This window comes from Paenibacillus sp. LX16, assembly GCF_036252815.1.
Lineage (GTDB): Bacteria > Bacillota > Bacilli > Paenibacillales > Paenibacillaceae > Paenibacillus > Paenibacillus polymyxa_B.
Window position 1 is genome coordinate 1,562,650 of sequence record NZ_CP141152.1, and the last position, 20,389, is coordinate 1,583,038.

The 20,389-nt window shown below is 44.4% G+C and carries 17 protein-coding genes and 1 pseudogene; 12 read left to right on the forward strand and 6 right to left on the reverse strand.

The annotated features are described in order from the left end of the window. Positions 1 to 34: 34 nt before the first annotated feature. Positions 35 to 715: a protein kinase family protein gene (locus T3H97_RS07135; protein ID WP_069291431.1), complete on the forward strand. Its 681-nt coding sequence runs from the start codon at positions 35 to 37 to the stop codon at positions 713 to 715. Positions 716 to 799: 84 nt separating this feature from the next. On the opposite strand, the gene T3H97_RS07140 is transcribed toward T3H97_RS07135, so the two are convergent. Next, positions 800 to 2,218: an NAD-dependent malic enzyme gene (locus tag T3H97_RS07140; protein WP_328802119.1), complete on the reverse strand. Its 1,419-nt coding sequence runs from the start codon at positions 2,216 to 2,218 to the stop codon at positions 800 to 802. 273 nt (positions 2,219 to 2,491) lie between these two features. Next, entirely contained in the window at positions 2,492 to 3,298 is an 807-nt protein-coding gene (gene speD / locus T3H97_RS07145) for an adenosylmethionine decarboxylase (protein ID WP_013309324.1), read from the reverse strand. A 518-nt stretch (positions 3,299 to 3,816) separates the two neighbouring features. Between speD and T3H97_RS07150 the strand changes: the two genes are divergently transcribed. Next, the gene (locus T3H97_RS07150) at positions 3,817 to 4,665 is read left to right on the forward strand and encodes a hypothetical protein (RefSeq protein WP_328802120.1); all 849 of its coding nucleotides are present in this window, start codon (positions 3,817 to 3,819) and stop codon (positions 4,663 to 4,665) included. 85 nt (positions 4,666 to 4,750) lie between these two features. Here T3H97_RS07150 and T3H97_RS07155 read toward each other — a convergent pair whose 3' ends face one another. After that, entirely contained in the window at positions 4,751 to 5,764 is a 1,014-nt protein-coding gene (locus T3H97_RS07155; protein ID WP_328802121.1) for an RluA family pseudouridine synthase, read from the reverse strand. A gap of 223 nt (positions 5,765 to 5,987) precedes the next feature. On the opposite strand from T3H97_RS07155, the gene recQ reads away from it, so the two are divergent. The 3 genes from recQ (at position 5,988) to T3H97_RS07170 (ending at position 11,307) form a co-directional block, all read left to right on the forward strand. Next, positions 5,988 to 7,886 (forward strand): DNA helicase RecQ, encoded by a 1,899-nt coding sequence (recQ, locus tag T3H97_RS07160; protein ID WP_190298862.1) that lies wholly within the window; start codon positions 5,988 to 5,990, stop codon positions 7,884 to 7,886. Positions 7,887 to 7,940: 54 nt separating this feature from the next. Next, the gene (locus tag T3H97_RS07165; RefSeq protein ID WP_328802122.1) at positions 7,941 to 9,809 is read left to right on the forward strand and encodes a B12-binding domain-containing radical SAM protein; all 1,869 of its coding nucleotides are present in this window, start codon (positions 7,941 to 7,943) and stop codon (positions 9,807 to 9,809) included. Between the two features lie 184 nt (positions 9,810 to 9,993). Further along, positions 9,994 to 11,307: an alkaline phosphatase gene (locus T3H97_RS07170; protein WP_328802123.1), complete on the forward strand. Its 1,314-nt coding sequence runs from the start codon at positions 9,994 to 9,996 to the stop codon at positions 11,305 to 11,307. A 209-nt stretch (positions 11,308 to 11,516) separates the two neighbouring features. Here T3H97_RS07170 and T3H97_RS26390 read toward each other — a convergent pair whose 3' ends face one another. From T3H97_RS26390 to T3H97_RS07180, 3 genes are all read right to left on the reverse strand, one after another. Then, positions 11,517 to 11,606, reverse strand: a complete 90-nt coding sequence (locus tag T3H97_RS26390) for a putative holin-like toxin (protein WP_367988533.1) — start codon at positions 11,604 to 11,606, stop codon at positions 11,517 to 11,519. Between the two features lie 281 nt (positions 11,607 to 11,887). Then, the gene (locus tag T3H97_RS07175; RefSeq protein WP_103047625.1) at positions 11,888 to 12,493 is read right to left on the reverse strand and encodes a DedA family protein; all 606 of its coding nucleotides are present in this window, start codon (positions 12,491 to 12,493) and stop codon (positions 11,888 to 11,890) included. Between the two features lie 15 nt (positions 12,494 to 12,508). After that, entirely contained in the window at positions 12,509 to 13,084 is a 576-nt protein-coding gene (locus T3H97_RS07180) for a class I SAM-dependent methyltransferase (RefSeq protein ID WP_328802124.1), read from the reverse strand. Between the two features lie 286 nt (positions 13,085 to 13,370). On the opposite strand from T3H97_RS07180, the gene T3H97_RS07185 reads away from it, so the two are divergent. From T3H97_RS07185 to T3H97_RS07215, 7 genes and pseudogenes are all read left to right on the forward strand, one after another. Then, entirely contained in the window at positions 13,371 to 13,628 is a 258-nt protein-coding gene (locus tag T3H97_RS07185; RefSeq protein WP_328802125.1) for a hypothetical protein, read from the forward strand. A 460-nt stretch (positions 13,629 to 14,088) separates the two neighbouring features. Continuing rightward, the gene (licT, locus tag T3H97_RS07190) at positions 14,089 to 14,925 is read left to right on the forward strand and encodes a BglG family transcription antiterminator LicT (protein ID WP_025724298.1); all 837 of its coding nucleotides are present in this window, start codon (positions 14,089 to 14,091) and stop codon (positions 14,923 to 14,925) included. 146 nt (positions 14,926 to 15,071) lie between these two features. Further along, positions 15,072 to 16,967 carry a beta-glucoside-specific PTS transporter subunit IIABC gene (locus T3H97_RS07195; protein WP_328802126.1) on the forward strand — a complete coding sequence of 632 codons (1,896 nt, stop codon included), beginning with the start codon at positions 15,072 to 15,074 and terminating at the stop codon, positions 16,965 to 16,967. A gap of 520 nt (positions 16,968 to 17,487) precedes the next feature. Continuing rightward, positions 17,488 to 17,916, forward strand: coding sequence for a GNAT family N-acetyltransferase (locus T3H97_RS07200; RefSeq protein ID WP_328802127.1), 429 nt, complete (start codon positions 17,488 to 17,490; stop codon positions 17,914 to 17,916). Positions 17,917 to 17,927: 11 nt separating this feature from the next. Then, entirely contained in the window at positions 17,928 to 18,389 is a 462-nt protein-coding gene (locus tag T3H97_RS07205; protein ID WP_328802128.1) for a hypothetical protein, read from the forward strand. Between the two features lie 36 nt (positions 18,390 to 18,425). After that, positions 18,426 to 19,238: a helix-turn-helix transcriptional regulator gene (locus T3H97_RS07210; RefSeq protein WP_328802129.1), complete on the forward strand. Its 813-nt coding sequence runs from the start codon at positions 18,426 to 18,428 to the stop codon at positions 19,236 to 19,238. 105 nt (positions 19,239 to 19,343) lie between these two features. Then, positions 19,344 to 20,298 (forward strand): annotated as a pseudogene (locus tag T3H97_RS07215) (aldo/keto reductase). The last annotated feature ends 91 nt before the right edge of the window (positions 20,299 to 20,389 follow it).

A 20,389-nucleotide genomic window follows, 5' to 3' on the forward strand; every position in this document is an offset into this window, starting at 1 on the left:
TAATGGTTTAGAACAGAGAAGGAGGGGATCGCGCATGGTAGAACAATGGAGGCAGGCAGAAGACATCATAAGTCAAGTGACCGTATACAGTACGGAGGATAATGATCCGGTTACCATTAAAACAGCCACTCAAGACGTCCGCTGTATTGGCATCGGGACAGATGCGGCCGTATTTACGCTCGATACGTTGCCAGGCTACGCGTTCAAGGTGTACTCAGACATGGCGATCGAGAAAAAAGATGCGGAGGCCGACGTATATGAGCGTTTGCGAGGGTCTGACTTTTTCCCTCATTATTACGGAAAAGGCGACAAGTATATTGTCATAAGTTATGAATCCGGTATTACGCTGCTGGATTGTCTGCTGCAAGGAATTCCTGTGCCAGAGCAGGTCATTCTGGATGTGGAAAAGGCGAGGGAATTTGTCCGGTCCAAGGGGCTGAATCCCCGTGATATTCACCTTAAGAATGTACTTATGCAAGACGGGCGTGCCAAGGTATTGGACGTATCTGAATACGTGAAGGAAGGCGATGACAAGCGCTGGGAGCATTTGGTGTGGGCGTATCATACGTTTTATTCCGGTATCTCGGAGGTTAAGGTTCCCTCATGGATTTTGGATACGATTAAAAAATGGTACTACAAGCTGGATAACTCCAACTTTAATCTGGAGGAGTTTGCTCAGCGTGCCAGTCAATTGTTCTCTAAATGGAGGTCATAACCGCTGTAAAGATAACGGATATGAAGCTTGATCTTTCGATAGCAAAAAGGATTGCACCCGCATTAGGGGAGCAATCCTTTTCTTTTATCTGAAATCCCGAGGCACTCTTCTGGCTGTACCGCTCGCAATCGCGGCTTGAATTACCTTTTCACGTACCCGTTGAACCGCACTCTCGTTAAATACACCTGGGATAATATACAACTTGTTTAGTTCTTCAGGACGGATCGTGCCTGCGATGGCCTCTGCGGCCGCCAGCTTCATCTCTTCGTTGATTTCACGGGCACGGCAGTCGAGCGCCGCTCGAAAGATGCCAGGGAAACAAAGCACATTGTTAATTTGGTTAGGATAATCCGAACGTCCGGTGGCGATGACACCTGAAATGTCCTCGACGTCCTCTGGCGCAATTTCAGGAACCGGGTTAGCCATAGTGAACAGCACCGGGGCTGCTTTCATACGTTTCACGTCTTCTCGTTGCAGTATTCCACCTGCCGACAGACCGATAAACACGTCAGCGTCCTTCAGAACCTCTGACAGCGTGCCCGACAGCCGTTCAGGGTTGGTATGCTGCGCATACCAGTTCCACATCGGATGCTCGTATGTTTCATCAGCCGTAAGAGCTCCATGGCGGTCTACGCCAATGATGTTGACAGCTCCTGCAGATAGCAAAATTTTGGTACAAGCCACACCTGCAGCCCCAATACCACAGACGACAATTTTGACGTCAGACAGGGCTTTGCCGACAACCTTGAGCGCATTGATCAGCCCTGCGTATAAAACGACAGCTGTACCGTGCTGATCGTCATGAAAAACAGGTATGTCCAGCTCTTTACGTAACCGCTGTTCAATCTCAAAGCATCGTGGCGATGAAATATCCTCCAGGTTAATACCGCCAAAAGCTGGGGCCATTTGCTTAATGGCCTTAATGATCTCTTCGGTGTCCTGCGTATCCAGACAGATTGGAAAGGCATCGACGGAGCCGAGCTGCTTGAACAGCATGGCTTTGCCTTCCATAACCGGCATGGCTGCATAGGGACCGATGTTACCTAGCCCGAGGACAGCGCTTCCGTCAGAGACGACAGCGACCGTGTTGCGCTTGATCGTCAAACGGAAAGCTTTGTCGGGTTCCTCGTGAATCGCCATGCATACGCGTGCCACATCGGGGGTATATACCCGGGATAAATCATCGCGGTTTTGAATTGGGACTTTGGGCTGCATTTCAATTTTGCCCCCGAGGTGTAATAGGAAGGTGCGATCAGAGATGGATAATACCTTAACACCTTGTGCTTTTTTAATTCGGGCAATCATACGGTCGATTTCTGCTGGATCGGCAATGGTCACCGTAATATCCCTCACAGTGACCTTCTCAGAGGTGCTAATGACGTCAATGGCAATCACATCTCCGCCATGTTCGTTTACCAGCGTAATCAATTGACCAAATTGGATGTGCCCGGTGGAAATTTCCAATCGTAAAATGATGTTTTTACCGCCAATACCGCCTTGCATACAAATTCCTCCTTTGTCTTCCATAACAAAATCATACGTAGGATCAATTGATTGCGCTTACAATGGGAAGCAGGTGTAAAATCTATGCTGTTATTTTAAATTAGTGGTTTCTTCCCCTATCATAGTGAACAATCTCTCGCTTGTACAGATCAAGTTGAATAATATCTATTATTTTGTATTTAAAAAAGGACGAAAGCCCGGCTATATTCCAGTCCAAGCGATCATCCTATTTTTCAATGAAATGATCTATTTTATTTTTACGCATTCGATCTGTTACGTCATATTTTTACCGTAGTAAATTTCGTCCATTTCAATTTTGAGACGTGTTGATATATTTTGTTGCTCTTTTTCACTCAGGCTTTCCTTGGTGTAGCCGAACAGGTAATTGTCCAGATCGAATTGTTTTAGCTTACATTTGGTATGGAAAATATTTTCCTGATACACATTCACGTCGATCATGTCATACTGACTGCGCACTTCGTCCGGAATATAGTTTTGAATGGAGGCGATATCATGGTCGATGAAAAGCTTATGTCCATTCGTATCACGTGTGAAGCCGCGCACCCGATAATCAATCGTCATAATGTCGGTGTCGAAAGAATGAGTCAAATAGTGGAGTGCCTTGAGCGGGGAGATTTCCCCACAGGTAGAGACATCAATATCTGCTCGAAACGTACTGATCCCCTCGTCTGGATGATATTCCGGGTAGGTGTGAACCGTAATGTGGCTTTTATCCAGCTGTATCACGACAGATTCAGGTAGGGGGCCTGGTGACTCGGCATAAGATTCAGTCGGTACCTCCACAATGGGTCCTTCTGATATAAGTACTGTCACGCTGGCTCCTTGAGGAACATAATCCTGCTGGGCTACGTTGAGCACGTGGGCGCCGATAATGTCAGATACATTTTTTAAAATAGCTGTTAGTCGATCTGAGTTGTATTGTTCATCAATATATTCAATATACGCCTCGCGTTCTTCTTTGGTTTTGGTGTAACAAATATCGTACATATTGAAGCTCAATGATTTGGTTAGGTTGTTAAATCCGTGTAGGGTAATCCGCTGTTCCGGTGTTATGGTCATAGGCTATTTCCCCTTATAGTCGCAGTATTCATACATAATATTCCCAACACACCTTTTCATATACCGATTCATAAAATCAGTTCTGTAACTGTTAGATTAAAGGCTTGAACAAGTATGTCTTACCCGTTTAGCATAATTAAAAACAGGTAGGGGAGTGGCTTTGTTTTTACATGTATGGAAATTTTAATGTATATATACTTTATTTCTTACTCAGCAATTTTTAAGTAACAGGACTTATAATATGAACTATGTATACGAAGAAGGAACTGGATTGACTGAGGACTCGTAGTAAGACATAAGAACCGAGTTAGTAATTCATTAATTTAATGTGTTTCACCTTCACAATGCCGAAAGCTTAACCGAATATGATTATAGACCCGAAAAAATAGTGATTTTGTATATTGCGAAAATCGAGAAAAACAACTTCAGCTAATAATATGCGTATAATAAAATAAACGTAACAAGCTGAGAATTATGAAGTTAAAATGAATTTTAAAAACGGTGGAAGGAGTATCAAGATGCTGGCTTTGTCCGATCCGGCCTGGGCTCTGCTCCAAGGCCCTTACGGTTCCTCTCAATACGTCCCAGAAATGTTGAAACAGCTCCAAGCCGGATATGACGGCGAAATGGCTGACACCTTGTATTGGGAGGAACTGTATCACCAAAATACATTGTATACTTGTACATTTGCGGCTGTTCCTTACCTTGTAGACATTGCGTTAAAAAGTTCCGATATAGGGATTCGTGCAGATATATATAACATTTGCGGAATATTCGAAGCGAAGAATAACAATCCCTTACATACCAAAGTTCCATTGGAATTTACAAGGGATCAGGTGAAAGTGGATTCTAGTGTGGCTGAATATATTTATGCGCAATATCGGTGTGCCATTGTCCGACTTGCAGAATTGACTGAAGAAATGATGCTCTATGCGAGAGAACACGAAGGAGATGTCGGTAAACGCTATGTTCTGGCTGCGGGTGCCGCTTTTCAGGGTTATCGCAGCATAGCTTATATGCTACAAAGCTTCGATACAGGTGACGAATATACGCTGGATTGTCCGCATTGCGGTACCCCGCTCTATATTTGGCCTGATGAACAGAATGACACCCTGGTTGTCTATGATAAGGATCCAGTAAATTCAGATAATCTGGTTCCCTATCTGATCCGCCCCCGTTCATTGGACCATAAAGGTGCTAATATACAGTGGTTACACGAATATGCCCAAAAAATTGAAGAGAACAAGCTTCTTGCTCAATTACCCTATTTAATCGGTTGGCTAGATTGTCCAGTGTGTAATACGCCCATATATATATGGGATGAGTTGATGAAAATGGCTGATGGTGTTCGGAGGTATACCGCTTAATCAATCAAAAAAGGGTGCTGTTTTCTACAGCCCCCTCATTTCCTCTTATATTTTTCCATCTAATCTCCGTATGCTTTGCTCAATTCTACTCCCGAAACGGATTCAAAAAGGTTTTAGGAATGTCGGATTCAAAACGCAGCAATACTCCGGTGACGGGATGAACAAATGACAATACCCTCGCATGTAGGCCAAGGCGCCCAATCGACTTGGATTTGGAACCGTATTTTTTATCTCCAACAATTGGATGACCGATATCCTCCATATGTACGCGGATTTGATTTTTGCGTCCGGTTTCCAAACGTACTTCCAGCAAAGAAAAATGCCGATTGGCTTGGAGCAGCTTGTAGTGAGTGACTGCGTGCTGTCCGTCATTCGGATAAGGACTGGAATACATTTTTAGCGTCTTGCTTTCTTTCAGCCATGAGGTGATTGTACCCTCAGCTTTTTTAACCTGTCCTTCTACAAGAGCAATGTATGTTCGTTCATACACAACTTCCTTCCACGCTTTTTGCATTTCCTGCTGTATGGCTTCGCTTTTTGCAAACATCATCACTCCTGATGTATCACGATCCAAACGATGCAGTACAAAAATACGATTGTACGGATGTTCGCGTCTCACATGGGCCGTAAGCTGGCGATAGGCTGTTACTTCCTGCTCCTGCGCTGAAGCCACGGACAGCAACCCGGCATCCTTATGGATAACGATAATGGCTTCATCCTCATGCAAAATACGTAGCCCAGTCAGTGGTACGACGGGAGTTACTTTTTCCTTGGAAAGAGCGACAGTCTGACCTTGCTCCAGTGGAAAATTATGCACGGTACGCGGAATGCCGTTGACGGACACCTGCCCACGAGCCAGTGCTGATTTAATGGAGTTACGACCCATGCCAGTCACATGCTCTACTAAAAAGCTTAACAGCTCGGCAGGCTCCTGGACGATGTATGTTTTGGCAGGGGCTTTATCAAAAGCATTCGTTCTCCGTTGAGCTTCCGGTCTATGGGAGCCAGATCTTCCGGCAGGTTTATGACTGCGTTTGGAATGGCTTGCGTTTGACGTAGATTTTGTATGATTTTTCTGTTGGGGTTTCCGAGTGTTCATGGGTTCTTTCTCCTTCTTGGAACCGTGTCTCTTCATAATTATGGACAAATTTGCGGCACCGTGTTCACTATATCATGAGAAAACAGCGAACGCCATAAGGCACTAAGCCAGATTGGCAGTCTTCTAGCGGTTGAACATTACTCTGAACCCCGGTAAACTAAAGGTAACGAAAGAAAAGCCGATATGCGTCAAGGACGCTAGAAATATGAGGAGTTTTGAAACTATGAGTGTACAAGCACCAACATTGGAAAGGGCGCAGGACTTGCTGCAAAAATTTTATGGCTATCCCGATTTCCGGGAGGGACAAAAGAAAATTGTGGCCAGTATGCTGGAGGGCAACGATACGTTGGGCATCATGCCGACAGGGGGCGGAAAATCGATATGCTACCAGATCCCTGCGTTGTTGCATGAGGGGCTGACCATTGTCGTGTCACCGCTCATCTCGCTGATGAAGGACCAGGTGGATGCGCTGACCACAATGGGGATTGCTGCTGCCTACATCAATAGTACGTTGAGTGGTCGAGAAGTGAATGATCGCATACGAGCCGCACGGAATGGTGACTTGAAGTTACTATATGTCGCACCAGAACGACTGGAACTGGACTGGTTTCGCGATGAAATGGCTCAGTTGCCGATTTCCTGCGTTGCGGTAGATGAGGCTCACTGCGTATCCCAGTGGGGCCATGATTTCCGTACCAGCTACTTGGCTGTGGCTCCATTCGTGGACGGGCTGTATGAACGCCCAATCGTGGCTGCGTTTACGGCAACGGCGACACCGCAGGTCATGGATGACATCGTGCGCCTGCTTCGTCTGCGCTCACCGGAAACGTTTGTTACAGGCCTCGGACGGCCCAATTTGGCGTTCAGTGTGCTGCGCGGGGAAGACAAACGCAGCTTTTTACTGAATTATACCCGTGAGCATGAGGGTGAATCGGGCATTATTTATGCGGCGACACGTAAGGACGTGGACGATTTGTACCAACGGCTACGTGACGCAGGCATGGCGGCTGGACGCTATCATGCCGGGATGACAGATCAGGAACGTGCAGATAGCCAGGAAGGGTTTCTGTACGATGATATCCGTGTCATTGTAGCAACCAATGCCTTCGGCATGGGGATAGATAAATCGAACGTACGCTATGTCATTCACTACAACATGCCTAAAAATATGGAGGCTTACGTACAAGAGGCGGGACGCGCAGGACGTGATGGCGACCCAAGTCAATGTATTTTGCTGTTCGGACCGCAAGATATTGTGACGCAGAAGTTCCTGATTGAGCAAAATCCACAGGATGAAGACCGCAAGCGCAACGACTACCGCAAGCTCCAGCAAATGGTTGATTATTGCTACACGACTCGTTGCCTACGTACGGCACAGCTTGAGTATTTCGGAGAAGCGGAGGAGCATGAAGCTTGCGGCATATGCAGTTCATGTACAGATGAGCGGGAATTGGTTGATATGACCATAGATGCGCAAAAGATTTTTTCGTGCATTCATCGCATGCGGGAACGTTATGGGGTCTCGATGGTCGCCTCGGTGTTGAAAGGCTCGCGTAACAAAAAAGTGCTGCAGTATGGTTTTGACAGCCTGCCAACCTATGGCGTGATGGGTAACCGGACGGAAAAAGAAATTGCCGAAATTATCAATGTTCTTGTTTCGGAAGGCTATCTGATGTTGTCCGAGGGGCAATATCCGGTCGTACGCTTGCAGCAGCTTGCGGCTGAAGTGCTGAAAGGCCAGCGAGAAGTCATGCAGCGGGTGGTGCGACATGCCACGGCTTTTGCAGGTGGAGCAGGTTCACGCGGACGACAGGGGCGCGATGCATACCCGGCTGCAGTCAACGAAACCGTGTTCGAGCAATTGCGCCTGATCCGCCGCGATCTGGCCGCTCAGGAGCATGTACCGTCTTATATCATTTTCAATGATGCGACACTGCGTGAGATGAGCGTAGCGAGCCCGCAATCCGAGGCAGACATGCTGCGGATCAAGGGTGTCGGCGAAGTGAAGTTCCGCAAGTACGGCAAGCCGTTTCTTGATTTTTTTCAAAATCAAGGGAATATCGGAGGAACGATAAGCGAGGACGAGATTTATACAGACGATGTGTACGAGGATTTTGAATAGCCATACTAAGATAAGGATATAAAAGTTCATGCAAACTATAGAAGGTTGTGACCTATGAAAGTCATTTTATCAACGTTAAATGCAAAATATATTCATACCTCGCTGGCCATTCGATGCCTCAAAGCCTACAGTGAAAAGGACTTTGATATCGAGCTGGCGGAGTACACGATTAAGGACCCGGTGATGAACATCGTATCCGACTTGTTTCAACGCGGGGCAGATGTTATCGGCTTTTCCTGTTATATTTGGAACATTGAAGAGACGATTAAAGTCATTGATGTGTTGAAAAAGATTATGCCCGAGGTCAAAATTGTTCTGGGTGGCCCGGAGGTATCCTACGATACGGATCACTGGATGAAGCGTTTGGCGAATGTGGATTTTATCGTGGTTGGTGAAGGAGAGGAAACATTCCATCAACTGCTGCAGGAGCTGGAAGGGGATCGCAAGTTCCATTTTGTGTATGGACTGGCTTACCGTAAGGGAGAAGAGGTCATTCAGATGCCCGGTCGCCCGAAAGCGGACTTGAACGAGCTGCCGTCGCCCTATCGTTTTGCAGAAGATATACCGGAACTTGGGAAACGGGTTGTTTATTTTGAAACGAGCCGAGGCTGTCCGTTCAGTTGCCAGTTTTGTCTGTCGAGCATCGAAGTTGGGGTGCGCTATTACGATATCGAGCGTACAAAGTCGGATATTCTGTATCTGATCGACAATGGAGCCAACCTAATCAAGTTCGTGGATCGGACGTTTAACATTAAACGCGATTATGCGCTGGAAATGTTTAAATTTTTGATTGAAAATCACCGTGGTTGCGTCTTCCAGTTTGAGATTACGGCAGATATTATGCGTCCCGAGGTGTTGGATTACTTGGCGGAAAACGCGCCGCCGGGCGTATTTCGTTTTGAAATCGGCGTCCAATCAACGAATGATCCTACCAATGAGTTGGTTAAGCGTCGCCAGAACTTTACCAAACTTTCCCGTACTGTTACAAAGGTCAAACAAAGCGGTAAAATCGACCAGCATTTGGATTTGATCGCTGGATTGCCCTTGGAGGACTACAACACATTCCGTAAAACGTTTAATGACGTTTTTGCGCTCGGCCCGGAAGAGCTTCAACTTGGCTTCCTCAAAATGCTGCGTGGCACCGGACTGCGTATCGACGCAGACAAGTATAACTATACGTATATGGATGTTGCGCCGTATGAAATGCTGAGCAATGACGTCCTTTCCTTTGCCGATATCGTCCGGCTCAAGCGCTTGGAAGATGTATTGGAAAAGTACTGGAATTCTCATCGTATGGATCATACAGTCAACTATCTGATTGAGCGTGAATTCTCGTCCGCCTTTGATTTCTTTCAGGAATTCGGAGACTACTGGGAAGGACAGGGCTGGCAAAAAATCGGGCATCAGCTCGAAGACTTGTTCACGCGTCTCCAGTCCTTTCTAGAATCGCGTGGAACAAAGCGAATGGATATGGTGCTTGGACTGATGAAGCTTGATTATTTCCTTAACCATAAATATAAGCCGCGTAAAATTTGGTGGGAGCATGCCTTGGAGAAGAATGATTGGTCCAGCTATATGAAAATGGTTCTCCAGCATCCGGATGCGCTGTTGTCACCTGTGGTTGCAGATTTTGTGGCAGATGCGAGCAAGGAGAGTACAGGTGGGACGGATGTAGGCAGTCAACAGCCGCAGCCATACCGCGAGATTATTCCAGCCTTTGCTTCCTTGAAGCTGAGTGAGAAAGAACTGCAAAAGCACGCTGTGCTGGATGTACTGCCGTTCAGTCTGGATCATATCCTGAGTGGGGGGAGCCCATTGACTGCCGAAGGCCGCACGCTTCTGCTTGTAGTCTATCAGCAAAATGGACAGCAAAAGCCGCTCTACTACACCATGCCGATCGGCAAAAATATCGCCGCCATTTAAATATAAACGCCAGAGGGCATCGACCTTGATATACCAAGAGTCGGTGTCTTCTTTTGTCTATAAATAAATAGGCGCTCATTCCAAATTTTACATTCGCATAATCTATTGCTTTACGATGCTTTACAAAGCAGATATATGATTACTTTATCATATATGAATATCAAATTTATTGGAGTGTGACCTTGTGAAAAAGCGTTCGATGAAAAAGAGTATCCTTGCTTTAGGTGCCATTACCGTTTTGAGTGCGCCATTGTTATCAGCTAATATCCCTAACGCTTTTGCAGCCTCATCTAATACCAAGTCTACAACCGCACAGGTATCCAAAGGACTGAAAACTTCGTCAGCGAAAGTCGATGCTCCTAAAAATGTCATTCTTTTTATCGGCGATGGTATGGGAGAAGCAAGTCGCAATGCGATTCGCTTGGCGACGGTAGGGAAATCAGGATTACTTGAAATGGACAACATGCCTGTAACTGGCCTGGTTAGCACAAGTTCAGGGGATAACCTGGTTACGGATTCTGCCGCCGCTGCGACTGCCATTGCAACAGGTGTGAAAACGTATAACGGCGCGATCGGAATGGATTTGAATAAAAAACCAGTGACAACGATTATGGAGCTGGCCAAAAAAGCAGGCATGTCTACAGGTGTGGTGACGACAAGCCAAGTGACAGACGCAACGGGGGCCGCCTTTGGTGCGCATGTTGAAAAACGATCCGCTCAAAGCGAGATTGCCAAGCAGTATCTGGAGAAAAGCAAGCTGGATGTTATTCTGGGCGGTGGTGAGGATTTCTGGTATCCTGCCGGAACAGTAGGCAAACATCTAGATGCTCCGGCAGAAGATCCTGAGGAAGCTAGTAAGGGAACTCAAGGAAATTTGGTAGAACAAGCGAAGAAGCTGGGTTATAGCTATGTGACGGATCAGGCAGGAATGAAAGCAGCCAAAGGTTCTAAGTTGCTAGGGCTGTTCGCCAATGAAGAGATGTTTCAAGCTCACAACAAGCTGGGTAACTCTTACAACCCAACGGTTTCTCTACCGGATATGACGGCTAAAGCGATTGATGTTCTTTCCAAAAACCAAAAAGGTTTTTTCCTGATGGTAGAGGAAGAAGGAACGGATGAGATGGCGCATGACAATGAAGGGGAGTTAACGATTAAGGCTGGGCAACAGCTCGATAAAGCCGTTAAAGTAGCTAAAGAGTATGCCAAAGCGCATCCAGATACATTAGTGTTGGTGACGGCAGATCATGAAACGGGTGGTTTGGCGATTGAAGGCGAAGATGCGGAGGATGAATCCGGTGAAGGCATTTCTAAAGAGGATGGTCCTTTTACTGTAAAAGGCTCCGATGAGAAGTTTTATATCGACTGGACCACGGGAGGACATACATCTGTTGATGTGGCGTTAACCGCAATGGGCCCCGGCTCTTCTCAGTTTAGCGGGAATTATCCGAATACTGCTATTCATGACAAGTTAGTAAAGTTGCTTCAATTAAAGAAGTAACGTGGTGTGAAAGGAAAGCTGCCCCTTAATAAGATTTGCCATATTGGCAATATGGTTTTTCCTGTGATAAACTAAAGCTAATAAGTATATACTGAAAAAGAGTAAGGATGCTGCCAACATCCTCACTCTTTTACAACAGCCGCTTATAAGGGCGGTGGCTGTAGGGTTGGATTAGTAAAATAGACCGCTAACCTTTTCCAGAGGGCGGTCTATTTCTTTTTGTTGAAGGAAAGAATCAAGATCACCAACGTTGCAAATTGAATCATCAACATTAATGTATCTTTAACCTCCACAGGCATCACCTCCTTTGCAGGAGATTAGCCGACCGCCCATCTAAGCCATTCTGTTGTTAGTTTATAGTATATCATATGGATAGTATTGCTAAAAAGGACAAACCTGAACTAAAAAGTTACCTGTCGTGCCACTGCGCAGTCGGAAGCATCACCTCCCCGGATTTCTACTGTTGAAGACTTTATTTCAGATATCCGGGGGCAGTGGCGATGGGAAGCACTATCCGTCTACGTATGTTCATAATATAAGCAAATTTAAAAGTTATCTTAGTGCCACTCGTGTTCTACCTTTACTCTTCCGTCGTTTTCTTTCCCCATACAAATTTCATTATAAAAAATATAATTGTCAGCATGATGAGAAGCAATGCCATCTGCAAGCCATAACGATGGATTAGTTCTCCTACTGCTTGTACATGATCGCCAAAGATACGTCCGAGCAGAAAGAAGATCAGCGTCCAGATCAAACCCGTTGAATAAGAGAAGAGGGCATAGCGCTTGAAACTCATTTTATTGATTCCGACAATATAAGGGATAATGTGACGAACGATCGGCAGCAAATAACTGATGCAAATAGTGAAGTTTCCATACTTATGTATCAATTTTTCCGAAAACGTAATGTACTTGTCCATTTTTTTCTTCCGGCGCAAACGTTCTAGAATCGGTGTACCCACGGTTCTCCCCAATACATAACCTAAGGACAAGCCTGATATAACCCCAAGATATACAATTAAAAAAGCGGGTAACGGGTGAAGTATGCCCATGCCTGTTACAGCCCCGCCAGTCATCACAATGACTTCGTCTGGGATAGGCAGACCCACAATCCCAAGCCATAGAGAAAAGAATAATGCTGCATAGCCGTATTGTTCGATGATGGAAATTAAATATTCCACGTCCATACCTATACTCCTTTCTTATGCTTTCTTTCGGCATACATACACGAATGCGGGTGGAACATTCATAGGCACAAACTTAATTTCTTCAATATCAAACCATTCACCTAACTGTTGTTTCATCTGTTTAGAGTATTGAAAGGCCACAAACATTCCTCCATCCCTGAGCGATAGATGAATTTGTTCTAAAATTTGATTCCGCATCGCTTGTGGAAAATTGAAAAATGGCAGCCCGCTGATTATGCAGTCAAGCTGTTCTATTTGGGCATTTTTCATAGCAAGCTGAAGCTCACGTGAGTCGGAATAGCACAGATAATTCGGGAATCTCCTTTTTAAACTCTGCTGCATGGTCTGATCCTTTTCAAAGAGTAAAACCTTGGGTTGAAATTCAGCAGCAGACGGGATGTATTGGGTAATTGCCCCCGTGCCAGCACCAAGCTCGGCAACAGCATGAACTTCACTCCATGGAATGGATTCTATCATATTTTTAGCTAAAAATCTGGAACTTGGTGTTACACTACCCACGTATGCAGGCGAGTACAAAAATTTGACTAGGAACATAAGTCTCTCGTGAACCAAATGGCTAATACGGATCATACATCATTTCCCTACTTTCAATTTTTAAAATACGTTCATTTATTCTTTGCTAAGAGTAACAAATTATCCCTTTACTTACTCCTGTCTCAAGTAGGGTTGATCCCCCCGTCCTGCGGAGGGGATTTTCCTTGACTATGGTCTAGGAAATAAAAAAGGATTACGGTATTAGTGAGTCTGTATTTATTCAGTTATCATTCAGCATACCCTCAGGTTACATTCAGATTTGCTACCGATGAAAGGTAGGTGGGCAGCTAAAAACATTATGTACACTGAGAGGGGATCTACTTTGTCACTATCCATTAACAGGCGTCTCATCGCGACTCCCTATGATCAATCGAATACGGTGAAGTCAAATGAGAATGGACTAAATACCACGGGGCATACCACACACAAGAAATCTAACGATTCACTCGAATTGAGTAAGGAATTCATGGAATACACGGGAGGAATGCAGGCTCCGCTTCCTACGAATGCCACAGATGAAGAAATATCGGCCTTATTCGATAAAATCGCTAAGATTTTTGAACAATCTGTATCATCGTAGTCATAGTCATTAAAGTGCAACACCATAGCTTAGAACCGGTTAGCCCACACGTGTAAAACTCATACTTTTATAAAGGGGAAATCTCATATGAACATTTCATCCACATCCAGCAGTTCAATATCTATTGCAAGCACTTCATCTTCATCCTGTACCAACGATACAGTTAGTCTGGAAAAGCAAAAAGAGGCGACTGTGTCTATTCATACTTTACAGCTAAACCTCGCTCAAGTGATAATTTAGCTATGCAATTACTAATTTAAGCGACAGGTGTTGAAATCCAGATTTGAGATTATTTTTTTGTTGAAAACGCTATCTCCATCCTATATAATAACTACATAATTAATATTAGGGTTGTTACTGCAATGCAGGCAAAGCCTAAACCAATCCGTACTAAATTATGTTTAGTTTTGGATTAGTTTAGGTTTTTTTTGTTAGTAAAAAATACAAAGTGGGCGAACTCATGAGGATTAAAAAAGTATTCAACAATAATGTTGCATTGGTTGAAGGACCAAATCGATCCGAGATAATTGTTATTGGAAAGGGACTAGCCTATCAGAAAAATCCAGGTGAAAATATAGATCCATCCAGAATTGAGAAGACTTTCGTGATGGAGACTAAAGAATTATCTGAGCGGCTATCTACATTACTGAGTGAAATTCCTACAAAGCATCTAGAATTGACAGATCAAATTATCCGTTATGCAGTAAAGGATCTCAACACTTCCTTTAGCAATAATATCTACCTGGCTCTTACAGATCACATTAGTTATGCAATTACGCGTGCTGCACAGGGATTGAGTCTCAAGAATGCGCTGCTCTGGGAGATACAGAAGTTTTATCCGAAAGAATATCACACGGCAATGCACGCATTACACTTAATTGAAAAGGAAACAGGAATTAGATTACCTGTAGATGAAGCTGGCTTTATTGCAATGCATTTTGTGAATGGCCAGCAGGATGGTCAGGAAATGGAACAGACTTTAATGGTAACCCAGATGGTTCAAGAAATTCTTAATATAGTAACACTTCATTATGGGATTGAGCTAGATGAGAATTCGTTAAATTATAGCCGCTTTGTGACTCACTTAAAATATTTTTCTTATCGCACCATGCGTCATGAATCGATTCCTTTTGAGGATGATGAGCTCTACGAACAAGTCATTGTTAAGTATCCTGAAGCTTTTGCCTGCAGTGAGAAGGTAAGAGCATATTTACGGGAAGAGTATCAAGTTGAGACAACCGAAGGTGAAATGGTTTATTTCATGCTCCATATTAGGCGTGTGACCAGCAGAGATTAGCCTATTACAATAATAGCAGGGTTGTTACCATTAGTTGGGCAAAGCCTGGATAAGTGATGAGTGTACTGGTTTTCAGTGTGCTTTATCACCTGTTCAGGTTTTTTTGTTTCATATTAAAAGAATGAGGTCTAAAGGAGCGAGAATAAATGAAGTACGAAAGATTAGCCAAAGATATCGTGCAGAACATTGGGGGAGAGGAGAATGTTACGAATCTTGTCCATTGTGCAACCCGGTTGAGATTTAATTTAAAAGACAATCATGTACCCGACAAAGAGAAGCTAAAAAGCTTAGAAGGAGTGCTAACGGTCGTAGAAAGTGGTGGTCAATTCCAAGTGGTTATCGGAAATGACGTTGCACACGTGTATCAAGAGATTATGAAAACCAGCAAACTAGGGGCGGGCAATACTGCATCCGAGGATGGAGATAAACCTAAGGAGAAGATCATGTCCAGAATTTTTGCGGTGATTTCTGGAAGTTTATCTCCCCTGTTGCCTGCTATGGCGGGGGCGGGGATACTTAAAGCTTTCTTAACCTTATTCACAACTTTTGAATGGATCTCTGCGGAAAGTGGAACTTACCTAATCCTGGCTGCAGCAGCAAATGCCGTTTTCTATTTCCTGCCTATATTCCTGGGCGTCTCTGCAGCGATCAAATTTGGCGCCAATCCTTATGTAGGTGGAGTTATCGGTGCAGCATTATTGGAGCCGAATTTTACGGGGTTATTGGCCAATGGAGATACTTCTTCATTTCTAGGCATTCCTGTAGTCCTAATGGATTATTCGTCAACCGTCTTTCCGGTGTTCGTAGCTATTTGGATATTCTCTTACGTGGAGAAATATCTAAAGAAAATCATCTATAAAGAGCTGCAGACGTTTTTGGTTCCGTTATTGTCCTTAGTCATCATTGTACCGCTCACTGTTATGATCTTTGGTCCATTTGGAGTATATATCGGAAACGCGATAGCAGATGCCATTAATTATCTCATGGGAGTAAGCGGGCTGTTGACAGGAGCTGTCATTGGCGGGTTAATCTTTTTCCTTGTTGTTTTTGGCCTTCATTGGGGTATTATTCCGATCGTTCTGGCAAATCTTACGAATGGAACCGATCCAATCCTTGCGATGTGGGCAGCCTCTAACTTCGCGATGGCCGGGGTGGCACTGGCTGTTTTCATTAAATCCAAAGAAAAGTCTTTGAAATCAATTGCTGGTTCCTCTACATTAAGTCTGTTGTTAGCAGGTGTCTCTGAGCCGACTGTCTACGGGATATTGCTACGTTACAAGCGCACGATTCCCTATGTTATTATTGCTGGAGCTATCGGAGGGGCAATTAATGGCGGTTTCCATACGTATGCTACAGCATTTGTCTTCCAAAATATTTTTTCGATCGGTGCATTTGAACCTATTGGGCATTATTTAATAGGAATTGCAGCTGCCATGGGTATTGGTTTGATTCTGACGATTCTTTTCGGATACATGGATAAAAAAGCTGTAACAGTAACTGAACCAATTGATGTAGCTCCTACTGTAGAAACAAAGGCTATTCAGCCAGAAGCAAGTGTCAATGTTATTGCTGGTTCGCCGAGCTTAAAGAAAGAGGTACTGATCAGCCCATTAACAGGTGATGTGAAATCCTTGATTGAAGTTCCCGATCCTACCTTTGCAGAAGGTGCTATGGGGAAAGGTATTGCAATAATCCCGAGTGTTGGACAAGCTTTCTCGCCAGTGAACGGTACGATTAGTACTGTACTTAAGTCAGGTCATGCTGTAATTATACTGTCCGAGAATGGCGCAGAAATATTGATTCACATTGGAATCAATACCGTTCAATTAAAAGGGCAATACTTCACGCCTCGAGTGAAGGCAGGAGATCAGATCCGCAAAGGAGATCTATTAATTGATTTTGATCTTGAGAAGATTAAGGAGGCCGGATACAATCCGATCACACCTATTATAATCTCGAATACCAGCGATTATTTGGATGTTATTGAAACAACAAACTCATCGGTTTTGGCACAAGATAAGTTGCTGACGCTTGTTGTCTAAGCAAATCTGTTTTCATCGGAATGGGGCCGGCAGATTGATCCGCTTGGTCTAAGGATTACTCTAAACCTACTCTCACAGACAGTGATGCTGAACTCTCGAACATCGTTGATAATGGACACACTATTTATTATGACGCGGTGAGAGTGCAAATAACTGGTTGAACGGGGGACAATTACTTTCTCTGGCGGCGGCAAGCTCCTCCAGCCAGTGCTTCATAGGCAGCAAGACGATAAAATCATTTCAATTAAATCCATAGGAATAAAAAACAGTTGCTGGTCTATTAAACCAGCAACTGTTTTTACGTTTACATTCAGTATTTTGCATGAATCCAGGGAGCGACTTTAATCAGCGATATATAGATTAGAATAATTCTGTCCATCTAAATTGAATCATGTGACTAAACATAGAAAAATATATACAATATATAACAGTAGAAAGATAAAAGCATTCTAATCATAGTGTTTTATATATTTGAATTAGGAAGGTGTTATTATTCATTTCAAATTGGAGGATTTATGCCATGACGCTGGAACCTCAGATGAGTCGAAGTAGTAGGGATGAAGCGCGTTTAGTCAGAAACAGGTTGATTGAGTTTAATGCGAAACACGTTCCAGCAGATATTCGAACCCGATACGAAGAGATTAATCTTACGCTCAAAGATGAAGACGGTCAGGTTATGGGCGGTCTCCTAAGTGTACTATGTTGGAACTGGGTGGAGGTTGATATTTTGTGGGTAGATCAGAGCTACAGAGGAAAGGGCTACGGTTCACAACTGCTTGGTGAAATCGAACAAATTGCTAAAGAAAAAGGGTGTAATTTTATACAACTTAATACCTTTACTTTTCAAGCGCCCGAATTCTATGAAAAGCAGGGGTATGAAGTCGTTGGTGTCATTGACGATGCTCCGAGAGGCTTTAAACACTATTATTATAAGAAAAGTATCTACTGAGGATTCTATATATGCGCGTACAGATCAAGGAAATAAATAAAGATCAGCATATCATCATTCGTAGTATTGGCGAGGAAAAAGTATGCGGCTACTGGACATATTTTTGGCATGAACTGACTTCTGGATATGCGTATGTTGTCCCGTATGAACAAAGCTTGAATAAGATGATTCCCGGTTGTGTAATTTCGGTCGAGACTTCTCAATCCAGTATAGAGGGGTTCAGGAGGCTGAAGCCTACTGAAGAGACAGGGATTTTTCGACCTCAACCAAAGCTAGGCGACTATTGGATTCAAGGAACGATACATCAAGTGATGCAAGGCGAAGCAGACGAGATAGAATGTCTGGAGATTGTAGTAGGAGACACTACGTTTATTTTGGATTCTGAAGAAATGAATGGTGATGTCAACGTTAAAGCGGGTGAAGGTGTCGCCTTTGAAATCATAGGCCTACAGTTGTTTGACGAGGGACTGTGATCGTTCTATGGCGATTGATTGGAAAAGAGGTGACACATGTCTAATGATTATAGTAAATCGAAAACGTTGGGTGCTTTTCTGAAATCACGTAGAAATCGACTTCAACCAGAGCAGGCAGGTCTTAGACTTTCACAGGGTCAGCGAAGAACACCGGGGCTTCGCCGAGAAGAAGTTGCTATGCTGGCAGGTGTCAGTGCGACGTATTACACATGGCTGGAACAAGGTAGAGAAGTAACAGCATCTAAGGAGATTATCGAAAGTATAGGAGAAGCTCTACAATTAACTCATGATGAGAGAGCACATCTAATTCAATTGTGGAATCCCAATGAGGCGGTTGCTATTTCGCCCATCCATACAAGGCTGAATCCACAGTGGCAACATATTATTGATCAGTTGTCCTATCCTTCCTTCATCAGCAATGAGAAAGCGGAAGTGCTTGCTTGGAATAGCACAGCGAATGAGGTCATTACCGATTTTTCTTCCCTGTCCGTTTCTGAACGTGTCATGATTCGTTTATTGTTCGTGGATTCCGAATTACGTCGTCGAATAGTTAACTGGGAAGAATTTGCGTCCTATTCGGTAGCTGTTTTTAGAACCTATTATGACAAGTATTTAGGAGATCCTTGGTTTGAGGAGACGGTAGAACGACTGCGTGTGGAAAGTATGGAGTTTGACACCATGTGGAAGCAGCATCATATCCAGCTCAAAAAAGTGAATCGGGTTTCCCTTCAAATCCCTGGCGCTGTGGAAGCAGTTTCCTATGATATTAATTCTTTAGCAAGTATTACGGACCAACCGGGTCTGCACTTTTGTATCTACACGCCAGTAAGCCAATCCTCTGCCTGGTAATCTTGTTACTAGTATAAACGTACTGTGGTTGCCTCCATATAGGTCCATTAGAATGAGTACATGTTCATTCCATCCATTTACCCAAAGAAAAGAGGCAACCATGATATGCTGAAAAGGAAATTGGGACATGAAGGGCTGGAGGTATCAGCTCTGGGCCTTGGCACGATGATGATGCCGAACAACGAGGAGTCGGTGCGTACACTTCAGGGAGCGCTGGCCCTTGGTGTAACAAGTTTGATACAGCAGATCTTTATGGTGAGGAATACGCACAGCAGAAGTTCGGCGGCAATGAGAAGCTGGTTGGACGTGCGCTCAAGGGTCGTCGGGAGGAGGCAGTGATTGCCACTAAATTCGGGATCACGCACACTCAGGGACCCAAGAGAGATCCGGCATATATTAAAAAATCCGTGGATGCCAGTCTATTTCATCTGGGAATCGATTATATCGACCTGTATTATCAGCATCGAGTCGATCCCAATACTCCGATTGAAGAGACTGTCGGAACGATGGCCGATTTGGTTAAGGAAGGGAAAATCCGCTATATCGGCTTGTCGGAAGCGTCGGCTGAACAGATCCGCCGCGCGCATGCGGTGCATCCAATTACCGCGGTAGAAACCGAATATTCCTTGTGGAGCAGAGAAGTGGAAGATGAAGTTCTTCCACTTCTGAACGAATTGGGAATCGGCTTCGTACCCTACAGTCCACTGGGTCGAGGTTTCCTCACGGGACAGATCAAGAAATTTGACGATCTGCCAGAGGATGATTACCGCCGTCATTTCCCACGCTTTCAAGGCGAGAATTTCAACAAAAATCTAGAAGTTGTCCTCCTGATCGAAAACTGGCTGCCCAAAAAGGCTGTACTTCTGCTCAGTTGGGGCTGGCATGGCTGCTGGCGCAAGGCGACTATATCGTTCCGATTCCGGGAACGAAGAGACTGGAAAGAGTGCGTGAAAATCTTGGTGCTCTACAGGTCTCCTTGTCGGAAGCAGAGCTTCAAGAGAGCGAGCGTATTTCGCCCAAAGGTTTCGCGGCAGGTTCTCGTTATCCAGGGCGTGCCTAGAAAACTGAGTATTGGCATGATGATTAAGTTTAGGATAAGACCGTTCCTTTCTGGAGTCGCTTGGTAGTACCAACGGCTCTGCAGAAAGGCG

Bases quoted from the DNA above. Each gene is read 5' to 3' on its own strand.
- licT (WP_025724298.1), top strand. From the start codon at position 14,089: ATGAGGATTAAAAAAGTATTCAACAATAATGTTGCATTGGTTGAAGGA.
- T3H97_RS07180 (WP_328802124.1), bottom strand. From the start codon at position 13,084: ATGATCCGTATTAGCCATTTGGTTCACGAGAGACTTATGTTCCTAGTC.
- T3H97_RS07155 (WP_328802121.1), bottom strand. From the start codon at position 5,764: ATGAACACTCGGAAACCCCAACAGAAAAATCATACAAAATCTACGTCA.
- T3H97_RS07200 (WP_328802127.1), top strand. From the start codon at position 17,488: ATGACGCTGGAACCTCAGATGAGTCGAAGTAGTAGGGATGAAGCGCGT.
- recQ (WP_190298862.1), top strand. From the start codon at position 5,988: ATGAGTGTACAAGCACCAACATTGGAAAGGGCGCAGGACTTGCTGCAA.
- T3H97_RS07210 (WP_328802129.1), top strand. From the start codon at position 18,426: ATGTCTAATGATTATAGTAAATCGAAAACGTTGGGTGCTTTTCTGAAA.
- speD (WP_013309324.1), bottom strand. From the start codon at position 3,298: ATGACCATAACACCGGAACAGCGGATTACCCTACACGGATTTAACAAC.
- T3H97_RS07195 (WP_328802126.1), top strand. From the start codon at position 15,072: ATGAAGTACGAAAGATTAGCCAAAGATATCGTGCAGAACATTGGGGGA.
- T3H97_RS07135 (WP_069291431.1), top strand. From the start codon at position 35: ATGGTAGAACAATGGAGGCAGGCAGAAGACATCATAAGTCAAGTGACC.
- T3H97_RS26390 (WP_367988533.1), bottom strand. From the start codon at position 11,606: ATGCCTGTGGAGGTTAAAGATACATTAATGTTGATGATTCAATTTGCA.
- T3H97_RS07140 (WP_328802119.1), bottom strand. From the start codon at position 2,218: ATGCAAGGCGGTATTGGCGGTAAAAACATCATTTTACGATTGGAAATT.
- T3H97_RS07165 (WP_328802122.1), top strand. From the start codon at position 7,941: ATGAAAGTCATTTTATCAACGTTAAATGCAAAATATATTCATACCTCG.
- T3H97_RS07175 (WP_103047625.1), bottom strand. From the start codon at position 12,493: ATGGACGTGGAATATTTAATTTCCATCATCGAACAATACGGCTATGCA.
- T3H97_RS07150 (WP_328802120.1), top strand. From the start codon at position 3,817: ATGCTGGCTTTGTCCGATCCGGCCTGGGCTCTGCTCCAAGGCCCTTAC.
- T3H97_RS07205 (WP_328802128.1), top strand. From the start codon at position 17,928: ATGCGCGTACAGATCAAGGAAATAAATAAAGATCAGCATATCATCATT.